Raw genomic sequence first — 17,488 nt, 5'->3', positions numbered from 1 at the left:
AATAGGCGAGCAATTCAACCGAGCATCGAGCGAATGATCGAAGCGGTTGTCTCGGCGCCGGTCAGATCGAGTTCCGCTTCCTTTCTCGCTGGCGCCGAAAGCGCCTCCGTGACCGCCGCAGCCACCCGCTCGGCGGTCAATCCCTGTTCCGGGAGGATGGCAGCAAGGCCCATCGCCAGCAGGCGCTCGGCCCGCACGGTCTGTTCCGTCTCGCCGCCGGCAACAAAGGGGATGAGGATCGCGCGGCAATCCGTTCGCAGGAGATCGCCGACCGTATTGTAGCCCGCCTGTGAAATCGAGACTTTCGCGCCACGCAAGAGCGAGGGGAAATCCTTTCGGAAGCGCGCAAGCGTTACGTTGGCAGGGGCTTCCCGGCCCAATGAAACGAAGTCGGATTCCGGCAGATTGGGCCCGGTGACGAGCAGCCAGCGGTGGCCTCCGGGAAGCATTGCGGCCGCATCGCGCGCTGCGCGGATCAGCTCGAGGCCAACGGCTCCGCCGCCGGCAGAGGCAATAATATCAAAGGTCTCGCTCGGCTCGGCGGCCGGCGGCGGCGTAACCAGGCCGGTGTAGCGTACCTTGTCGGCGATCTCGGCCGCCAGCGGAAAGGTGTCTTCAAGCCGCACGAAATCGGGATCACCATGAACGAGCACGGCATCGAAGTGCCGCTTCACAAGCCCGGCGGTTTCTGCGTCGCGCCCTGGCTTGCGGTTTTCCTGCAGGATGTCGCGTACGGAACTGAAGAGCTTCGGCCGTGGATTGCTCCTTTCGATTAAATCGAGCAAAGGCAGCAGTTCGAAGCGCATCTGGCGCCTGCCGAATGGGAAGGCCTCAACGATGACAGCATCCGGCCTTGCCTTTTCAAAAGCAGCAAGCAGCAGATCGCGACGCGCTGAAAGAAACTCTTCGCCGGCTACATTGCCCTCGGCGTCCGCCAGGCCTGAGAAGCCGGCATTGCTTGCGACGACAGGCGGCAGCGCCAGGGTTTTCACCCCTTCGCCCGGAAAACCCGGAACAGGCAAGCCCCCGGTGACGACGGTCACGTCGAAGCCGTCCCTTGCCAGAGCGCTGGCGATGCGGCTTGCACGGGCGATATGGCCGATGCCGAGCAGGTGTTGAACATAAAAGAAAATGTTCTTTGCCGTCATCAGGACTTCTGCCATTCGTCTTCAAAGAGGTAGGCCAGCTGCTTTATGCTCGACTGATAGTCGAAACGCTCGCGCACGCGTTTTTCAGCTGCGTCGCCGAGGCGGCTTCGGAGCGCAGGATCACAGATCGCTGTTTCAAGCGCGTCGGCCAGTGCCCGGGGGTCCTCCGGTGGAACGGTAAAACCGTCCTCGCCATTCGTCAGAAGTTCCGGAACGCCTGACACCTCGGTGGAAATACACACCAGACGCTGGCTCGATGCCTCGACGAGGACGTTCGGCAGGCCGTCGCGATCACCGTTGGCCGCAATGCGGCAGGCAAGTGCGAAGACATCGGCGCGGCGGTAGTGGTCGAGCACATCCTCCTGGGCCAGCGCGCCTTTCCAGGTGATCTTGCCAGCGAGGCCAAGTTCCGAAGCGAGCGCCTTGAGTTTCGCAAGCTCCTCGCCGCCGCCGATGTGCTCGAGGCGCCATTGCAGGGATTTAGGAAGCAAGGCGAGGGCGCGCAGCAGGACGTCGTAGCCCTTCTTTTCGACCGCACGGCCGACACTCAAGAGAAAAACGGGGTCGGCAGGGTCGGTGCCATCCCGCTTTGAGCGCAGCCCTTCGAAAGGGGCGAACCGGGCAAGATCGAGTCCGTGATAGCTAAGATGCACTGTATCCGGGCGGCTGCTCAGCTCGCGCATATGCTCGTAACCGGTCCTGGTGCATGTGACGGCCCAGCGCGCGCTGTCGAGCTTCACGCTCAGATCCCAGTCGGGCGAAGTCCAAATGTCCTTGGCATGTGCCGAGACGGTCCAGGGCACGCCGGTCAGAATGCTTGCATATTCAGTGACAGATGCGGGCGTGTGGATGAAATGTGCGTGCAGCCACTGCCCGTTGTCCGGCCATTCACGCGCCAGGACGAGCGCCTGACCAAGGCGGCGGAAGCGGTTGCGCGACATGTCACGCGGCAGATCCATCAGGAAGCGTTTCAACAGCGCTATAAAACCCGGCCTTCCGAAGCCGGAAAAAAGCCCTTTCAGCACGCGGAGCGGCTCCTCGTGCAAGTATTCCGGCAGGTAGACGATACGTGCCTTGATTTCGTCATGCACCGGATGGCGCTTCTTGTCGGTCGGACGCCTCATTGAAATCAGCGTCAGATCGAAGCCTGCTTTCTCGAGCCCAAGCAGCTCCTGTGCAATGAAGGTCTCCGAAAGGCGTGGATAGCCTTTCAGCACGACAAGGATCTTCCGGCGTTCTGGCAAGGGTTTGTTCTTTATTCTGCGCCGACAAGGGCGAGACGATTGCGTCGATTGTCGAGCCAGTGCCCGACAGTTTGCGAAATATGGTTCAGCCCCTCGAGTTGCATATCGCATCCACCCTTCGATGGTGGTTGTCGTTCCCGCAGACGCTTCAGCGCCTCCGCCATGACGGCAGGATCAGCCGATTGGTCAGGAAGTAGCATGTCGACAAGACCGAGTTCGCTGGCACGCTGGGCACGCAGCAACTGCTCCTCGCGAGGCTTGACCCGCGGCACGATGAGGGCAGGTTTGTCGAAGGAGAGGATTTCGCAATAGGTATTGTAGCCGCCCATGGCGACGACGCCCGTGGCACCCGCGATGAGCTCTTCCATGTGGTTGTCGAACTCGATCACCTCGATATAGGGAATCTTCTCGCCCTTCTCGACAAGTTTCGCCCGTTCGGCTGACGGCATGTAAGGTCCGAGGACGACCAGCGCTTTTTGCTCCAACGTCGCATCATGCTCGTAGGCGTTCATCACGTCGTGAACGAGATCGGAACCATCTCCGCCGCCGCCTGTGGTGATGAGGATATAATCATCCTTACGGGCGTTGATCGACTTCTTGTCCTTCGAGACGCTCCGCTGGAGAAAGCCGACGAAATCCATCTTCCGGCGCAGACTTTGCGGGACGTCGAGACCGATCAAGGGATCGTAAAAATCCGGCGGCCCGTAAACCCAGACGCTGTCATAGTATTGTTCGATCTTTTTCATGATGCCGTTTCTCTTCCACTCGGCATCGAGCAGGTGCGGCGCGTCCATGATTTCGCGGAGGCCGAGGACCAGCGTGGTACCCTGGGCCTTGAGATAGGCAAGCGTATCCTCGACTTCGCCCTTGAGGCCCATCGGCTCCTTGTCGACGATGAAGATGTCCGGCTGAAAGGTCTCGGCCGTATGGCGGATGCTCGATTCCCGCATCTTCAGCGTTTCGTGCAGGTCTATATGGCTCGCCATCGATGTGTATTCACCGTTGTGCAGCTTGATCACGCTCGGGATCTTCACGAAATCGACGCGAGCCCGGTAATCGAAGGCGCCGGCGATGGTCGCGCCGGAGATGATCAGCACGTTTAGCCCGCGATAATCCTCGACCAGCGCATGGGCGATTGTTCGGCAGCGGCGCAGGTGGCCGAGCCCAAACGTGTCGTGGCTGTACATCAGGATCCGAGCATCTTCCACGCGTCTGGCCATGGATATTTCCTTTGGAGTGAACGACATCTTAGCCCCTCCGTTTACCGGAGGTTGAAAAGCAACGGAGCGCGATGTCTCCGCCGGGCGTTCTACTATTTGTAGGGATCAGCCGCATCGCGCAATCCGTCTCCCAGAAAGTTGAAGGCTAAAATCACGAGGACGACCGGTATGATCGGAAAAAGCAGCCATGGATAAAAAGCGATGACGCTGACGCTCTTGGCCTCGGTAAGCAGGACGCCCCAGCTCGTGATCGGAGGACGAAGACCGAGACCGAGGAATGACAGCGCGGTTTCACCAAGGATCATGCCCGGGATCGAGATTGTCGCAGAGGCAATCAGATGCGACATGAAGCCGGGAACCAGGTGCCGCCCGATAATGCGGGGGGTGCTCGCGCCCATCAACTGGGCGGCCTGCACGTAGTCTTCTTCACGCAATGCCAGGAGCTTCGAGCGCACCGCACGCGCAAGTCCGGTCCAGTCGATGATACCGAGAATGACGGTGATGCCGAAATAGATGACGATCGGGCTCCACGTCACCGGCATGATGGCCGCAAGCGCCATCCAGAGTGGCAGGCTCGGCAGCGACTGTAGAACTTCGATCAGGCGCTGGACGACAAGGTCGAAAATGCCGCCCCAATAACCCGCAAGACCGCCGATGACGATGCCGAGTACGAAGCTGATCGTGATGCCGATCAGGCCGATCGTCAGCGAAATCCGCGCGCCGTAAAGAATGCGGGAAAGCACGTCGCGTCCAAGCCGATCGGTACCGAGCAGGAACATCTGGCCGCCTTCTGCCGGGCAGACGAGGTGGAGATTGGACGGGATGATGCCCCAGAACTTGTATGGGTCACCGCGGCAGAAAAAGCGGATCGGTTGAACATCGTTCGGGTTGTCGGTATAGATTCGCCGCAGCGTGTCGAGATCGAGCTGCATCGTGCGGCCATAGACGAACGGACCGACGAACTGGCCCTTGTCGAAGAAGTGCACCCGCTGGGGCGGGGAGTGGATGTAGTCCACATTGCGCGTGTGCAGACCGTAGGGCGCAAGGAATTCCACGACCAGGATCATCAGATAGACGGCCACCAGGAAGATGCCGGACGCCAGCGCCAATCGGTGCTGCTTGAACTTCCACCACATCAGCTGCTTCTGGGAAGCAAGGTGAATACGCGAATTTGCTGCCGTCATGGTCTCCGTAGCGATCGGGTCGAAAGGCGCGGTCGAAACGTAGTGCGGCAATGGAGCGCCAGGCGGCGGCAAAGAGGACATTATTTGGTGCTCCTGCCCTGCAGACGGATGCGCGGATCAAGGAAGCCCAGTGCGATATCCGATATAAGCACACCGATGACGTTGAGAAAGGCAAGGAACATCAGGAAGGAACCGGCAAGATACATGTCCTGGCTCTGGAGCGCTTTGATGAGCATCGGGCCGGTCGTTTCGAGCGACAGCACGATGGCGACGATCTCGGCGCCGGAGATGATCGACGGCAGGATCGAACCGATGTCGGCGACGAAGAAGTTGAGTGCCATGCGCAGCGGATATTTGATGAGGGCGCGGGTAGGATGAAGACCTTTGGCGCGCGCCGTCGTCACATATTGCTTCTGCATCTCGTCCAGCAGATTGGCGCGCAGGCGGCGGATCATGCCTGCCGTTCCCGCCGTGCCGACAATGATGACGGGAATCCAGAGATGCGAGAGGATAGATCGCGCCTTTTCCCAACTCATGGGCTCATTGAGATATCTCTGATCCATCAGATGGCCGATCGAGACCCCGAACCAGACGTTGGCGAAATACATCAGGATCAATGCCAGCATGAAGTTCGGAATGGCAATTCCAAGCAGGCCGAGGAAAGTGAGCCCGTAGTCGCCCCAGCTATATTGATGTGTAGCGGAATAGATCCCGATCGGGAAGGCGATCAGCCAGGTGACCAGGATCGTCGAGAAGGAAACGAGGATCGTCAGCCACAGGCGCTCGCCGACGACTTCGGAAACAGGCAGCTGGTATTCGAACGAATAGCCAAAATCCCCCTGTAGCATGCCGCCGACCCAATAAAGGTAACGAACGATCTCGGGCTTGTCGAAACCGTATTGCTTTCGGAGCTCTTCGATTTCCTGCAGGTTCGCAGTCTCGCCCTGCGCCCTCAGTTCGGCGATCTGGCTCTCGAAGAAATCGCCAGGCGGAAGTTCGATAATCGTGAAAACGAGCGCTGAAATCACGATCAGCGTCGGCACCATGGCGGCAATCCGCCAGAGGATATATCTCAGCACCTCACGCCTCCTTCAGCCAGAACGTATCCGGCATGTAGATTCCGAGATAGGAGGTCGGATCGAAGCCGTAGAGCGCGCTCTCCGGCACGTTCTGCATCTTCGCCGAACGCAGGATGGGCTGCAGTGCGCCGTTGATAAGACCGATCGAGAACACCTGCTGAGTGTAGATCGACAGCATCTTGTGCCAGATCTCTTCGCGCTCGTGGAAGTTGGACGTGGAGCCCCACTGGTTGAGGAGGTCGACCAGCTCAGCGGCCTCGGGTAGGTCGGGCGGACTGCCTTCCTGGCCGGCGGAAAGAAAGTGCATGCCCCAGATCGGCCATTGTAGTTGGTCGTCCATAGTCGGGGCCAGCTGGCTTGGCGCCATGTCGGCCGTGGGTACGCCATTTTCGATTCCGAACCATATCGACATCGTGGTCGTGCCACTCATGGCGCGGCTCTGGAAAACTTCGCGTTGGGAGGTTCGCGTGAAAAGCGCCAGCCCGATATTCTTCCAGTGATCGCGCACGAGCTCGAGCACATCGGTATCGAGCGTGCTTTCGCCTGCGGTCTCGACAGTGATTTCCGCCCGCCGCCCGTCCGGCAGCAGGCGTATGTCGTCGCTGTCGCGGTTTGCGAGACCGAGTTCGTCGAGCAGCTTGTTCGCCTGATCGGGATCGAACTGCACAAAGGCATCGGCATATTCCTGCTTGAATAGCGGGCTATCCGGCAGAACGGTATCGGCGCTAGGCCTCCCGAGGCCATAAAAGGCGACCATGTTGATCTCGTGCCGGTCGACGCCAAGCGAGAGTGCCCGGCGGAAACGTACGTCGCGGAAGAGGTTGCGCCAGGTCTCATCTGCGCAATTGAGGTTCGGGTAGAGCGCCAGACGCGAACCGCGCGCCTGCTTCCAGAGGTTGACCTTTACCGGAAAACGCTTCTCGGCTTCCTTCAGGAAGGTGTAGTCGTTGAAATCGATGCCGGTCGCCTGCAGGTCGGACTCGCCAGCGCCGGCCTTCGCCGCGATGATCGAGGACGAACTGACATTCAGGATGAAGCGATCGATATAAGGCAATTGCATGCCGTTCTCATCGACGCGATGGAAGAACGGGTTGCGCACGAAGACAAACTGATCGGCCGGCGGGGCCGTCGTGTTGCGCCAGGGATCAAGCGTCGGCAGTTCAGGGTTTTCCGGGCGCGAGGCTCGCGACATCTTGATGTGCAGGTCGGCCCACTTCTTCACCCGGTTTTCCCGCATCAAGGCTGAAAGCCGGAAGTCATCCTGATATTTCTGATGGAACTGCTTGAGGTAATGCGCCGGGCCGAAGATCACGAGCGGCAGCGGCCCGGCGAGCGACGGCAGGAAATTCGGATTGGGTATATCCCAGCTGTAGCGGACAACGAGTTCGTCCAGCACCTCGAAACGGGGCAGCTCGCCGTGAGGTCGTAGCTCCAGTGCGCCGCCGCCAGGCGTCAGAAACTTGTTCAGGATGACGTCTTCCCACCAGTAGCGGAAATCATCGGCTGTAAACGGATGACCGTCGGACCACTTGTGGCCTTTGCGAAGGTGAAAGGTGAAGACGCTGTCGTTTTCCGAGGTGTAGCCGCCCAGGATATCCGGCTGGAAACGCAGGTGCTTGTCGTAGCCGACAAGGCGCGAGTAGCCATAGACCGTCATGTAGCGGATGTCGCGGGCGCTGCCGATGATCGTGCGCACGGATCCGCCATAGACGCCTGGCGTCAGCCCGGCCTCCTTCATGTTGACGATGCGGGGGTGTTTCGGCAGCCGATCGGCCATCAGCGGAATACGATCTGCTCTCAGCAGGTCGCTCAGGAATTCTGGTTCGATATCGCGTTCGCCGACAGCGTTTGCGAGAGAGGGTCCGATGGCCGAGCCGATGAGGCCGCCCAGAAATGTTCGGCGGGTTACCATGCGCGCAGTTCCTTCGCGTCGGCACCCTTTCGCGCCCGCACGAGATGGCCGTTGCCGAGATCGGCGTAGTCGAGCTCGGATGCGTCGTCATGTTCGGCGGTGAAGGTCACGCCCCAATTCTGCTTGTCGGCCGCACCACTCTTGCGCAGCTCTTCGAAATCGAGCGGACGATCCAGATCGGGGAAGGGGACCGCGGCAAGCAGAGACTTCGTATAGGGATGCACCGGATCACGCAAAATGACCTCACGCGGCGCGATCTCGACAATGCGCCCTTTGCACATCACGGCGATACGATCAGCCATGTAATCGACGACCGCAAGGTTGTGCGAGATAAACAGGTAGGTAAGGCCGAGCTCCTTCTGCAAGTCCTTCAGCAGATTGAGAATCTGCGCCTGCACGGAAACATCGAGCGCCGAAACCGGCTCATCGAGAATGATGAGTTTGGGATTGAGCGCAAGGGCGCGCGCGATACCGATGCGCTGGCGCTGCCCGCCCGAGAAACTGTGGGGGTAGCGGTTCAGGTATCGCCGGTCGAGGCCGATCGCGCCCATCAGCGCCTCGACCTTGTGCTTGCGCTCGGAACTGTCGCCGCGGTCGTGGATTTCCAGTGGCTCACTCAGGATATTGCGCACCGTCATGCGCGGCGACAGCGATGAGACCGGATCCTGGAACACCATCTGGATCTTGGTGCGCAATTCCTGCAGGTCATCGCCCTTGACGGAAAGCACGTCGATCACTTCGTTTCCGTCATTGAAGACCACCGAGCCGGTGTCGGGCGTAATGGCGCGCATCAGGATCTTGCTGACGGTGGTCTTGCCGCAGCCGGATTCGCCAACCAGCCCGAGACATTCGCCGCGCCGGATATCGAAGGTGACATCGTCCACGGCGCGCACGACTGCGGCTTCCCCCCTGCCGAAAAGGCCGCGGTTGCGCGTCTTGTAGGTCTTGGACAGATTATTGACCGAAAGCAGCACCTTCGGCGCGTTCGTATCGACCGTTTGCTTTTTGCCGATGAGCGATTCCAGATTGACCGGTACGTCGCGCACGGCCTTCAACCGTTCGCCCGGCTTCATGTCGAAATGCGGCACGGCGGCCATCAAGCCCTTGAGGTAGGGGTGCTGCGGGTTGCGGAAAATCGCATTCACCGGGCCAGCTTCCATGATTTCACCGTGATAGATCACGACCACCTCATCCGCCATATTGGCAACCACGCCGAGGTCGTGGGTAATGAGCAGCATTGCCATGCCGAGCTTGTGCTGAAGGTCGCGCAGCAGCTCGAGAATTTGCGCCTGGATTGTCACGTCGAGCGCAGTTGTCGGCTCGTCGGCGATCAGGAGTGCCGGCTTGCAAATCAGCGCCATGGCGATCATCGCGCGCTGGCGCATGCCACCTGAAAGCTCGAACGGATACATGTCATAGGTGCGCTTCGGATTGGCAAATCCGACGAGGCCGAGCATCTCTTCGGTTCTAGCGCGCGCCTCCTTCTTGTCGATATCCGTATGGATCAGCAGCACCTCGCTGATCTGGTTGCCGACCGTGTGGAGCGGCGAGAGCGACGTCATCGGCTCCTGGAAGATGGTCGCCATGCGCTTGCCGCGCAAATCGCGCATTTCCTCGCTGTCGCGGCCGAACTGAAGAATGTCGGTGGTCTCGCCGTTCAGCGGATCGTTAAAAAGGATGCTGCCTGTCGCCTGCGCTGCGTTCGGCAGGATACCCATGATCGACTGGCTGATCACCGATTTGCCGGAGCCGGACTCTCCAACAAGGGCGGTTACTTTTCCTGGGAGAATGCGTAGTTCGGCATTTCTTACAACGCGTAGCTTGTCCCCGAACACCGAGAACGAGACGTCTAGATTCTCGATACGCAACAGGTCGGAAGTAGACGCCATACCAATGATATACCCCAGTCTCTTTTGTGTTCCCGTTAAGGCACACTATCGTACCGCAAACGGGGTGTCCAGTTGATGACACAGATCAGAGACTGGGCTTGGTTACCTGAGTTCCACCAGCAAACAAGGGCCTTTTTGCTCGGCCTTACTGGACGAATTTTTCGACTGTCGGCGAGTTCGCCTGCTTTTTCGCATCGCGATGAAGCAGGATGACCTGTTCGGCTTCGGAAAGAAGGTTCTGAGCGGCCTCGCGGAAACTGCCTTCAATGGAGAGCGCCGGGGCGGGTGCACGGGGCTGAAGGATCGTCACCTTCTGACGGATGCCGCGCAGCTTCTCTTCGCCGAGCGTCGTCCATTCGCCGCCGCAATAGCCGGCAAAAGCCTGGCTGGCCACGACTTCGCGATTGTACTTCTTCGTCAGCGACTGTAGGCGCTGGACTTCGTTGACGGCCGAACCGAAGGCCGAGAATGTCAGCCGGTCCTTAAGCCCGACATTGCCGAACATCACATTGCCGATATGCAGGCCGATCCCGTAACGGACCGCGCCGAGACCCTTCTCAGCCCGGTCGTTGTTGAGTTTGGCAACCCGGGCCTGTGCCTGGTAGACGGCCGAAAGGGCTGCCTGCGAAGCAATCTTCGACGGGTCCTTATGGCGGCCACAGGGATATACGGCGAGAAAGCCATCGCCCAGGAAGCTCAGGATCTCGCCGCCGTTGCGATTGAACGGCGCCGCAATCGCGTCGAAGAATTCGTTCAGGGTATCGATATAGGCCTGGCGGCCTTCCTTTTCGGCATAGACAGTGGATTGACGCATGTCACCCATCACCAAAGCGGCGCGGATCGTTTCTCCATCGCCGCGGCGAATCTGGCCGTTCAGCACGCGCTTGCCTGCGTCGCCACCGAGATAGGTCGTCAGCATGTTGTTGGCGAGCTTTCCGAGCACGGCCATCTTGGCGGCAACCGCCAGATGATTTTGCATGCGAAGCAGCGCATCGACCATGTCGTCAGAGAAACCGGAATGATTGTCCGTCGACCATGAGCCCATCATGCCCTGTACGGAGCCGTCACCGAAGGGCTGTACGAAAGCAAGGTAGTCGGTCATCTTCTCGGCGCGCAGGTCCTCGAAGATCGGGAATTCGGCCGGGCCATCGTGCGAGATGCGACGGCGGATGTGCTGGAGGTTGTTGTCGAGCAAATAGTAATAGGGGCTCTGGAGAAAGCGGTCCGGCTTTGCACCCACGGAATGGCGATAACCTTCGATCGTGACGCCGCTGCCACGCCGCCAGGTGAAACCCAGGGCATCATAGAGCGGATGCAGCATCGAAAAAGTCAGGTGCACGCGCGCGATCGGCAGGCCGGCAGCCGCAATCCGCTCACAGAAACCGCGAACGATGTTTTCGAGATCATCACCTGCGAGGGAAGAGTTGGTCAGCCATTCGGCGACGCGGTCCAGAAGAATCGAGGACACGCTGGAATCGATCGTGCTCATGCCTGGTATTATCTCATCAAGCACGTCCGCTCCTGAAACGATAAAGTACCCGACCCGCGGCACCGTCGGTGCGCAGGCGGAAATTCAGGATGGACGAGCGGAATTATTTGTCAACGATCTGCCGAGGAGCCCGGCAGACACACCCAACCCGCAAAAATCCGCGGACGGGCTATCCTTTCTGCAATTCACTTATCCTGTTCAGATAGGCGTGCTGCGAACGCGAAACAATGGCATTCACATAAATTATCCTCCTGCGCGATCACTCAAATGGGTTGCGAGTCCTTTCGGTCACACTGGCGACGGTGCTTGCCGAATGCGGCGCCCCTCAGGCCTGCCGATCACTCCTCACTCACATCGGCGTCAGGACGAGGCGGCGGGTTTCAATCCCTTTGATCTTGCATTATCTCACAGGCTAGCTTTCCTCCTTTCACGAGATCTGCCTTGGCCAGCCCATCCTCCTTCTCTGTGCTTTCCGCAAAACTCGAAAGCCGCTCCGCCCGCGCTGGCGTCATCGGACTTGGCTATGTCGGCCTGCCGCTGGCCATCGCAATTGCAAGGAGCGGCTTTGCTGTCAGTGGCTTCGATATCGATCCGAACAAGATCGTCGCCCTGGACGCTCGCAGATCGTATATCGACGCGGTCACGACGGAGGCGTTGACCGCGGAGGCGGAGGCCGGCCGCTTTTCTGCGACGACCGACTTCGCGGGCCTCAAGGCCTGTGACGTGATCGTCATTTGCGTGCCGACGCCGCTCACGAAGCATCGCGATCCGGATCTTTCTTACGTCGAGGCGACCTCGCGTTCGATCGCCGACCATCTCCGCCCCGGACAGCTTGTCGTACTCGAATCGACGACCTATCCCGGCACCACCGACGATGTCGTGAAGGTGATTCTTGAAACGACGGGGCTGAAATCCGGCGTTGATTTCTTTGTCGGCTTTTCGCCGGAGCGCGAGGATCCGGGCAACCAGCACTATCATACGGCAACCATTCCGAAGATCGTCGCCGGAGACGGCGCACACGCGCTGGAGCTGATGAAGGCGTTCTATGGTGCGGTGGTGAAAACCATTGTACCTGTCTCTTCCAACGCGACGGCCGAGGCCGTGAAGCTCACCGAAAACATATTCCGCTCGGTCAATATCGCGCTCGTCAACGAATTGAAGACCGTCTATGCGGCGATGGGCATCGACGTCTGGGAGGTGATCGATGCGGCCAAGACCAAGCCTTTCGGCTACATGCCCTTCTATCCGGGTCCCGGCCTCGGCGGCCACTGCATTCCGATCGATCCGTTCTATCTGACGTGGAAATCGCGCGAATACGAGTTGCCGACGCGCTTTATCGAACTTGCGGGTGAGATCAACTCCGCGATGCCGCGCTATGTCGTCGGCAAACTCGCCGAAGCGCTGGATGTCCGGTCAGGGAAAGCGCTCAGCCGCAGCAAAATTCTGGTTCTCGGCCTTGCCTACAAAAAGAACGTCGCGGATATCCGCGAGAGCCCCTCGCTGCGGCTGATCGAGATCATCGAGGAGCGCGGCGGCAAAGCGGAATATCACGACCCGTTCGTCAGCGAAATTCCGCCTACCCGCGAACATCAGGCGCTGAAAGGCAGGACATCCGTGGCACTGTCACCGGAAGCTGTAGCGGATTACGATGCGGTGCTGGTCGCAACCGATCACGACCAGATCGACTATGCCATGCTTGCCCGGAACGCGCCGCTGATTGTCGATACCCGCAACGTCTTCAACCGGCTCGGCCTGTCGGGGGATCACGTCGTCAAGGCGTGACATCTATCGCTGACAGCGTCTTGCCTGTGATCTTGCTGGCGGCAACCGCATAACCGCCGCTTGCGCCATCGATGAAATGCATATGGTCGCGTGAGAGAGGCGTCGGCACGAAACAGGTCATGAGTGCCGATTGCTGGCGGTGCAAGCCATACCGGGCAATGCCCTCGGCCTGCGCTTCTTCGAGCAGATTTTCGATCCGTTTCAGCCGCGCGGCATCGACATCGATGGTCATTTTCAGCCCGTCGTCGAATTTGCGGAAATCCGAGTTTCCGGCAAGGTCCTTCTTGTAGCGGTGGGCGTCGAACTTGCCGAACGGCAGGCCAAGCTTGTAGAGCACGACCAGCAGGCCGAGCTGCAGCATGATGAAGAGCTTCATCATGAGGCGTTTTCCCTTTGGCGCCTTCACTTTTGCTTCACGATCGATGCCTCTCATCGAGAAAGACAGCTTCGGACCTTCGGGCGGTATCGGATGGCCGTTGCGACCCTGCTCCCCAGAGATCGCGACGATTGCCGTCACCAGTTGCTGAAACGCCGCGCCTGGGCCGGCTGTGCCGGGGACGGCAATGATCGAAACAATCTCTCCATGACGCGATTCGATCGGACTCCAGCGGCAGGAGAGGCCGGCGAGGTCCGGGCGGGTGCCCGGCGCTGCGGGCGCAACGGTGTAATTGCCGGCCTTCATCTGCCGTTCAGCCCAGCTGTTGCCGCCTCCCGAGAACATCGCGTAGGTGACGTAAGGGCTTGCGGCATATCGGGCGATCAGCACATCGTGACCTTCGCGGCGAATATCCGCAAGCGGCACGACAGCTGTGCGCAGCGTAAAGCCCAGATCCTCTGCGACCCAGACTTGGACAGCCGCAAGCGCCTCGCGCGCCACCTTTTCCAGTGATCCCGGAAGCGCAATGAGCGCTCCGTCACCGCCGAAGACGAAAGGATAATCACCTTTGCCAACCGCATTCAGCACGGCGGAGATGACGGAGGCACCCGCCATGTTGACGTCCTTGTAGCGGCCCCCTTCAATCGCCTGTGTCGAGCCGACGATATCGGCAAGCGCCAGAATCCAGCCATCCGGCAGCGGCCGATAGTTACCGGTATCGGCCACGCCCTCGAAATCGGTGAAGACCGGGACGGTCGCGAAGAATTCTCGATCTGAAACGCCACTCATGATTCGACCTTATCACAGACCCACATCGCCGCAGCAACGGCATTTTGATCTACGGTGATCGACTTCGCGCAGTTTCATGTGATAGCACCGGATTGCAAAAAAGAATGACAGACAAGGACATAGATGAGCCGCCTCGACAGCTTCATCCGCCGTTTGACGGCTCAGCGCGACATCCTCAACGCCATCGGCGATCTGGTGAAGGATACGGAAGGTCCGGTTCTGGAATTCGGTCTGGGGAACGGCCGCACCTACGATCATTTGCGCGAGCTATTCCCGAATCGTCGCATCATCGCCTTCGACCGCGAAGTGCGCTCCTACTCCGCCTCGACTCCGCCAGCGGAAGACATGGTGACAGGCGATATCCGAGTAAGCGGCCAGGCGTTTGTCGGCATCGGTGCGGCACTTGCCCATGCCGATATTGGGACCGGTCACGATGAGATCGATGCGGTGACCCTGACCTGGTTGCCGCAGCTGGTGGCCGGCGTTCTAGCAAGGGACGGCATCGCTGTCAGCGGCCTGCCACTCGACTGGCGCGGGTTGGAACCGCTATCGCTGCCGACGGGGATCAAGGAAGGACGATACTTTCTCTACCGGCGCACGTGATCAGGGCAAAAAGAGCACGTCATATTGATCGATATCGCGCGGCAGGTCGCGAACCTTCATGTCCTGTTCGCCGTCTTCGAAGAAAACGATGCAATCCTCGTAGAAGCCGGAAAGCGATTCTATGAACTCGCGCGTCTGTTCAGGCCCATAGAAGAGAGGCGTGAACTCCATGTAAAGCGGCACGCGCCGCGTCATCAGCGGCACCATCGAGCGGCACGCGACAGGCTCATAGCCTTCGATATCCATCCAGACGAGGGCGACATCGCTTTGGTCCAGGCCGGCGTCACTGAGAATATCGGCCACCGGCCTGACCGGTACGCTGATCTTCGTATCCGACAGACTCTGGCGAATGGCGCTGCTCTTTCCGTGATTGTTCGCGTTGAGGAAGAAGTCGATCTCGCCTGCAATCTCGCCGGCGGCGCAATTGACGAGCGTTACTTTCTTCTCGAGCCGGTTCTGATGGATGTTCATCTCCAGCAGCGGAAAATTGCGAGGATCCGGCTCGACGCTGATGATGTGCGAATAGGTGTCGCTCAGCGCGAAATAAACAGTTTGCGTGCCGATATTGGCGCCGAGTTCGAGCAGGGTGCCTTCCTTCCGCAGCAAGCCCCGTTCGCGAAGCACCGCCAGCAGCCGGTCGACGTTCTCGCGCTCGAAGTGACCCTTGCGGAAGACCTTGCGGCCGACATAATCCGACGGCGAGAAGGTCATCAGATGGTCACCGGCATCGACGGTCATGGAAACAACGCGCTGGCCGATATTCTCGATCAGCAGGCGGCGGCCGAAGCGGGTATTGAAGAAGCGGCTTGCCATGACATTGCGCATCTTGCGCAGGCGCTTTTGCCAGAATTTCCTTGAGCGCCATCCAAAACCGGACATCAGGCTTTTCCTTCGAGCGGTTCGCCCGCTTTTTCCTTGCCGATCACGTAGACTTTCAAGGGCAGTGCGCGGCCACGGACGCTGATCTCGCGGCTTTCGATGCCGCTCATATCAGCGCCGGAAAGTTCTGCGACCGGTTCGGAAATGACGATCGCCGCGCCGAATTCCTTTGCAGCACCCTCCAGGCGGCTCGCGACGTTTACCGTGTCGCCTACGGCGGTAAGGTTTCTCACCCTGCCATAGCCCATGGTCCCGACGACCGCTGGGCCGAAATGGATGCCGATTGCAATCTGAAGGGGGATCGTCAGCTCCTCTGCGAACTCGGCGCCCAGCTTTTCGATTTCGGACGAAATCGTTGCCGCGGCCGACAGCGCCTGCCGGCAGGCATTCTCCGGCGAAGTGTTGATGCCGAAAAGCGCCATGGCGCCGTCGCCGATGAATTTGTCGATCCGCCCGCCGGCCTGTTCCACCGCCTTGCCGGCAACAGCGAAGTATCGGTTGAGCAGAAAAACAATGTCGAAGGGTAGCCGGGTTTCCGTCAGTGTCGTGAAATTACGGATATCGCAGAAGAGCACGGCGATTTCCCGCTCCCGGCCGGGGCTTGTCTCCTGCGCATTGGCGGGAAGGGCGGTTTCCGTCGCTGGGATCAGCAGCGGTGCGACCGTGACGTCGTGGTCCGGCCGAAGCTGACAGGCCAGTCGCACATCTGGCGCCGCGTTGATGCGCTTGAGCGTTCTCTGCTCCAACTCGCCAGGCGGCGGCAGGCGTTGGTAATTGCCGAGAATCTGTACCCGGCAGGTGGAGCACTGCCCTTTGCCTCCGCAGGCGGAATAGTGCGGCAGCCCGCCGAGGCGGCTTGCCTCCAGAACGGTGAAGCCGCGCGGCACCTTGATTATCTCGCCTCCCGGATAATGCACGGCGATCTGATCGGTGCGCTCTTTCCACTTGCGGCGCGCACGTGCTGCGACGACGGAAAGCAATGCCAGCGAAAAGCTGCCGTAGAGCCCGGCCCGGATCAAGGCGATCTGCTGCAGCGCTTCCGGATCGGTTTGGTAGCGGCTGTTCAGGTTTTCCTGGTAGCGGCCGGTATCGACCAGTCCTTCGTAGTCCGGCTCGGCGATGGTGCGGCCCATCTCGATGAAACCAAGCAGCGCAAGTACCGGCAGGAGAATGGCGAACGCCAAAAGCAGCGGCGCAAACCCTGGGTACCACGCCCGGTAACGCAGCCAGAAACGCAGACCGATACAGCCGTGGGCCCAGACGACAACCAGGGTAACCGCCTGCCGGATGCCGGTTCCAAACGAGGTGATCCAGAGGAGGCGTACGATCGTCTCATAGTTGTCGATGTATCTATAGAGTTCGTGAACAATCCGCGTTCCGACGACATGATCGATCAGGAGCAGCGGGATCGCGAGGCCGAGCACGATCTGGGCCATCTCCCCGACTGGCATGACCAGGCTCCGGCGCATGTAAAGCGAGCGAAGCACGAGTGAGATGTGAACGAAAACGGCGCCGTAGAAGATCAGCGTGCCCAGCGGATTGCGCCAGATCGCGAGAAACAGCCGACGGCCATCATCGGCTGCGTCAATGGAAACGAGGCCGAGCGCGTGGTTCGACAGATGGAGGGCCACGAAAGTGAACAGGACGAGGCCTGAGCCCAGCCGGGCGCGCCGGATGTCGCGCTCCGAAAAAAACCTTGTGTCTGCGATGCTCGCCATTCATTCCCGTTCTGAACGTTCGAATCTTGGATGCCGAACCCGGATGATCCTAGATCGACTCGACCTAAACCAGATCCGCTCTCAATCGAAACGCCGGAGCACGATCAGCTGAAAACGGCTTCACAGTTTTCGGCGTCATACTCTAGAGATGTTTGGATAAAAGCGGAATGCCGCCT

At 59.7% G+C, this 17,488-nt stretch carries 13 protein-coding genes; 2 read left to right on the top strand and 11 right to left on the bottom strand.

Features of this window, described 5'->3' with window-relative positions:
* Positions 1–14: 14 nt before the first annotated feature.
* The 8 genes from ACPYOJ_RS00305 to ACPYOJ_RS00270 all read right to left on the bottom strand — a co-directional run bounded on the left by ACPYOJ_RS00305 (position 15) and on the right by ACPYOJ_RS00270 (position 11,165).
* A complete protein-coding gene (locus ACPYOJ_RS00305) occupies positions 15–1,148 on the bottom strand; it encodes a glycosyltransferase family protein (protein WP_481414445.1) in 1,134 nt (377 codons plus the stop codon).
* Positions 1,148–2,392, bottom strand: a complete 1,245-nt coding sequence (locus ACPYOJ_RS00300) for a glycosyltransferase (RefSeq protein WP_481414444.1) — start codon at positions 2,390–2,392, stop codon at positions 1,148–1,150. The genes ACPYOJ_RS00305 and ACPYOJ_RS00300 overlap by 1 nt, the downstream gene beginning before the upstream one ends.
* 11 nt (positions 2,393–2,403) lie before the next feature.
* The gene (locus ACPYOJ_RS00295) at positions 2,404–3,612 is read right to left on the bottom strand and encodes a glycosyltransferase family protein (RefSeq protein ID WP_168829976.1); all 1,209 of its coding nucleotides are present in this window, start codon (positions 3,610–3,612) and stop codon (positions 2,404–2,406) included.
* A gap of 92 nt (positions 3,613–3,704) precedes the next feature.
* Positions 3,705–4,877 (bottom strand): ABC transporter permease, encoded by a 1,173-nt coding sequence (locus tag ACPYOJ_RS00290; RefSeq protein ID WP_481414443.1) that lies wholly within the window; start codon positions 4,875–4,877, stop codon positions 3,705–3,707.
* Positions 4,877–5,875, bottom strand: a complete 999-nt coding sequence (locus tag ACPYOJ_RS00285; RefSeq protein ID WP_168829978.1) for an ABC transporter permease — start codon at positions 5,873–5,875, stop codon at positions 4,877–4,879. Before ACPYOJ_RS00285 ends, ACPYOJ_RS00290 begins: the two co-directional genes overlap by 1 nt.
* 1 nt (position 5,876) lies before the next feature.
* Positions 5,877–7,787, bottom strand: coding sequence for an ABC transporter substrate-binding protein (locus ACPYOJ_RS00280; protein WP_481414442.1), 1,911 nt, complete (start codon positions 7,785–7,787; stop codon positions 5,877–5,879).
* Positions 7,781–9,676 carry an ABC transporter ATP-binding protein gene (locus ACPYOJ_RS00275; RefSeq protein ID WP_481414441.1) on the bottom strand — a complete coding sequence of 632 codons (1,896 nt, stop codon included), beginning with the start codon at positions 9,674–9,676 and terminating at the stop codon, positions 7,781–7,783. Before ACPYOJ_RS00275 ends, ACPYOJ_RS00280 begins: the two co-directional genes overlap by 7 nt.
* A gap of 145 nt (positions 9,677–9,821) precedes the next feature.
* Positions 9,822–11,165, bottom strand: a complete 1,344-nt coding sequence (locus ACPYOJ_RS00270; protein WP_481414624.1) for an adenylate/guanylate cyclase domain-containing protein — start codon at positions 11,163–11,165, stop codon at positions 9,822–9,824.
* A gap of 441 nt (positions 11,166–11,606) precedes the next feature.
* Between ACPYOJ_RS00270 and ACPYOJ_RS00265 the strand changes: the two genes are divergently transcribed.
* On the top strand, positions 11,607–12,947 hold the full coding sequence (locus ACPYOJ_RS00265; protein WP_481414440.1) for a nucleotide sugar dehydrogenase: 1,341 nt from the start codon (positions 11,607–11,609) through the stop codon (positions 12,945–12,947).
* Here the strand turns inward: ACPYOJ_RS00265 and ACPYOJ_RS00260 are convergent.
* On the bottom strand, positions 12,937–14,112 hold the full coding sequence (locus tag ACPYOJ_RS00260) for a DUF3095 domain-containing protein (RefSeq protein ID WP_481414439.1): 1,176 nt from the start codon (positions 14,110–14,112) through the stop codon (positions 12,937–12,939). The genes ACPYOJ_RS00265 and ACPYOJ_RS00260 overlap by 11 nt on opposite strands.
* A 123-nt stretch (positions 14,113–14,235) precedes the next feature.
* On the opposite strand from ACPYOJ_RS00260, the gene ACPYOJ_RS00255 reads away from it, so the two are divergent.
* The gene (locus ACPYOJ_RS00255) at positions 14,236–14,715 is read left to right on the top strand and encodes a class I SAM-dependent methyltransferase (RefSeq protein WP_481414438.1); all 480 of its coding nucleotides are present in this window, start codon (positions 14,236–14,238) and stop codon (positions 14,713–14,715) included.
* Here the strand turns inward: ACPYOJ_RS00255 and ACPYOJ_RS00250 are convergent, their stop codons facing one another.
* Positions 14,716–15,594 carry an FkbM family methyltransferase gene (locus ACPYOJ_RS00250; protein WP_481414437.1) on the bottom strand — a complete coding sequence of 293 codons (879 nt, stop codon included), beginning with the start codon at positions 15,592–15,594 and terminating at the stop codon, positions 14,716–14,718.
* Positions 15,594–17,312 (bottom strand): adenylate/guanylate cyclase domain-containing protein, encoded by a 1,719-nt coding sequence (locus ACPYOJ_RS00245; protein WP_481414436.1) that lies wholly within the window; start codon positions 17,310–17,312, stop codon positions 15,594–15,596. Before ACPYOJ_RS00245 ends, ACPYOJ_RS00250 begins: the two co-directional genes overlap by 1 nt.
* Positions 17,313–17,488 lie beyond the last annotated feature (176 nt).

Source organism: Rhizobium sp. SVR5-9E (genome assembly GCF_056755095.1).
The sequence above is the reverse complement of the archived record's forward strand: the minus strand, read 5'-3'. Positions and strand labels throughout refer to the sequence as shown.

What these genes read in the sequence shown, in the direction of transcription:
- ACPYOJ_RS00275 (WP_481414441.1), bottom strand. Translation starts at nt 9,676, where the DNA reads ATGGCGTCTACTTCCGACCTGTTGCGTATCGAGAATCTAGACGTCTCG.
- ACPYOJ_RS00245 (WP_481414436.1), bottom strand. Translation starts at nt 17,312, where the DNA reads ATGGCGAGCATCGCAGACACAAGGTTTTTTTCGGAGCGCGACATCCGG.
- ACPYOJ_RS00250 (WP_481414437.1), bottom strand. Translation starts at nt 15,594, where the DNA reads ATGTCCGGTTTTGGATGGCGCTCAAGGAAATTCTGGCAAAAGCGCCTG.
- ACPYOJ_RS00295 (WP_168829976.1), bottom strand. Translation starts at nt 3,612, where the DNA reads ATGGCCAGACGCGTGGAAGATGCTCGGATCCTGATGTACAGCCACGAC.
- ACPYOJ_RS00270 (WP_481414624.1), bottom strand. Translation starts at nt 11,165, where the DNA reads ATGAGCACGATCGATTCCAGCGTGTCCTCGATTCTTCTGGACCGCGTC.
- ACPYOJ_RS00290 (WP_481414443.1), bottom strand. Translation starts at nt 4,877, where the DNA reads ATGTCCTCTTTGCCGCCGCCTGGCGCTCCATTGCCGCACTACGTTTCG.
- ACPYOJ_RS00255 (WP_481414438.1), top strand. Translation starts at nt 14,236, where the DNA reads ATGAGCCGCCTCGACAGCTTCATCCGCCGTTTGACGGCTCAGCGCGAC.
- ACPYOJ_RS00305 (WP_481414445.1), bottom strand. Translation starts at nt 1,148, where the DNA reads ATGACGGCAAAGAACATTTTCTTTTATGTTCAACACCTGCTCGGCATC.
- ACPYOJ_RS00260 (WP_481414439.1), bottom strand. Translation starts at nt 14,112, where the DNA reads ATGAGTGGCGTTTCAGATCGAGAATTCTTCGCGACCGTCCCGGTCTTC.
- ACPYOJ_RS00280 (WP_481414442.1), bottom strand. Translation starts at nt 7,787, where the DNA reads ATGGTAACCCGCCGAACATTTCTGGGCGGCCTCATCGGCTCGGCCATC.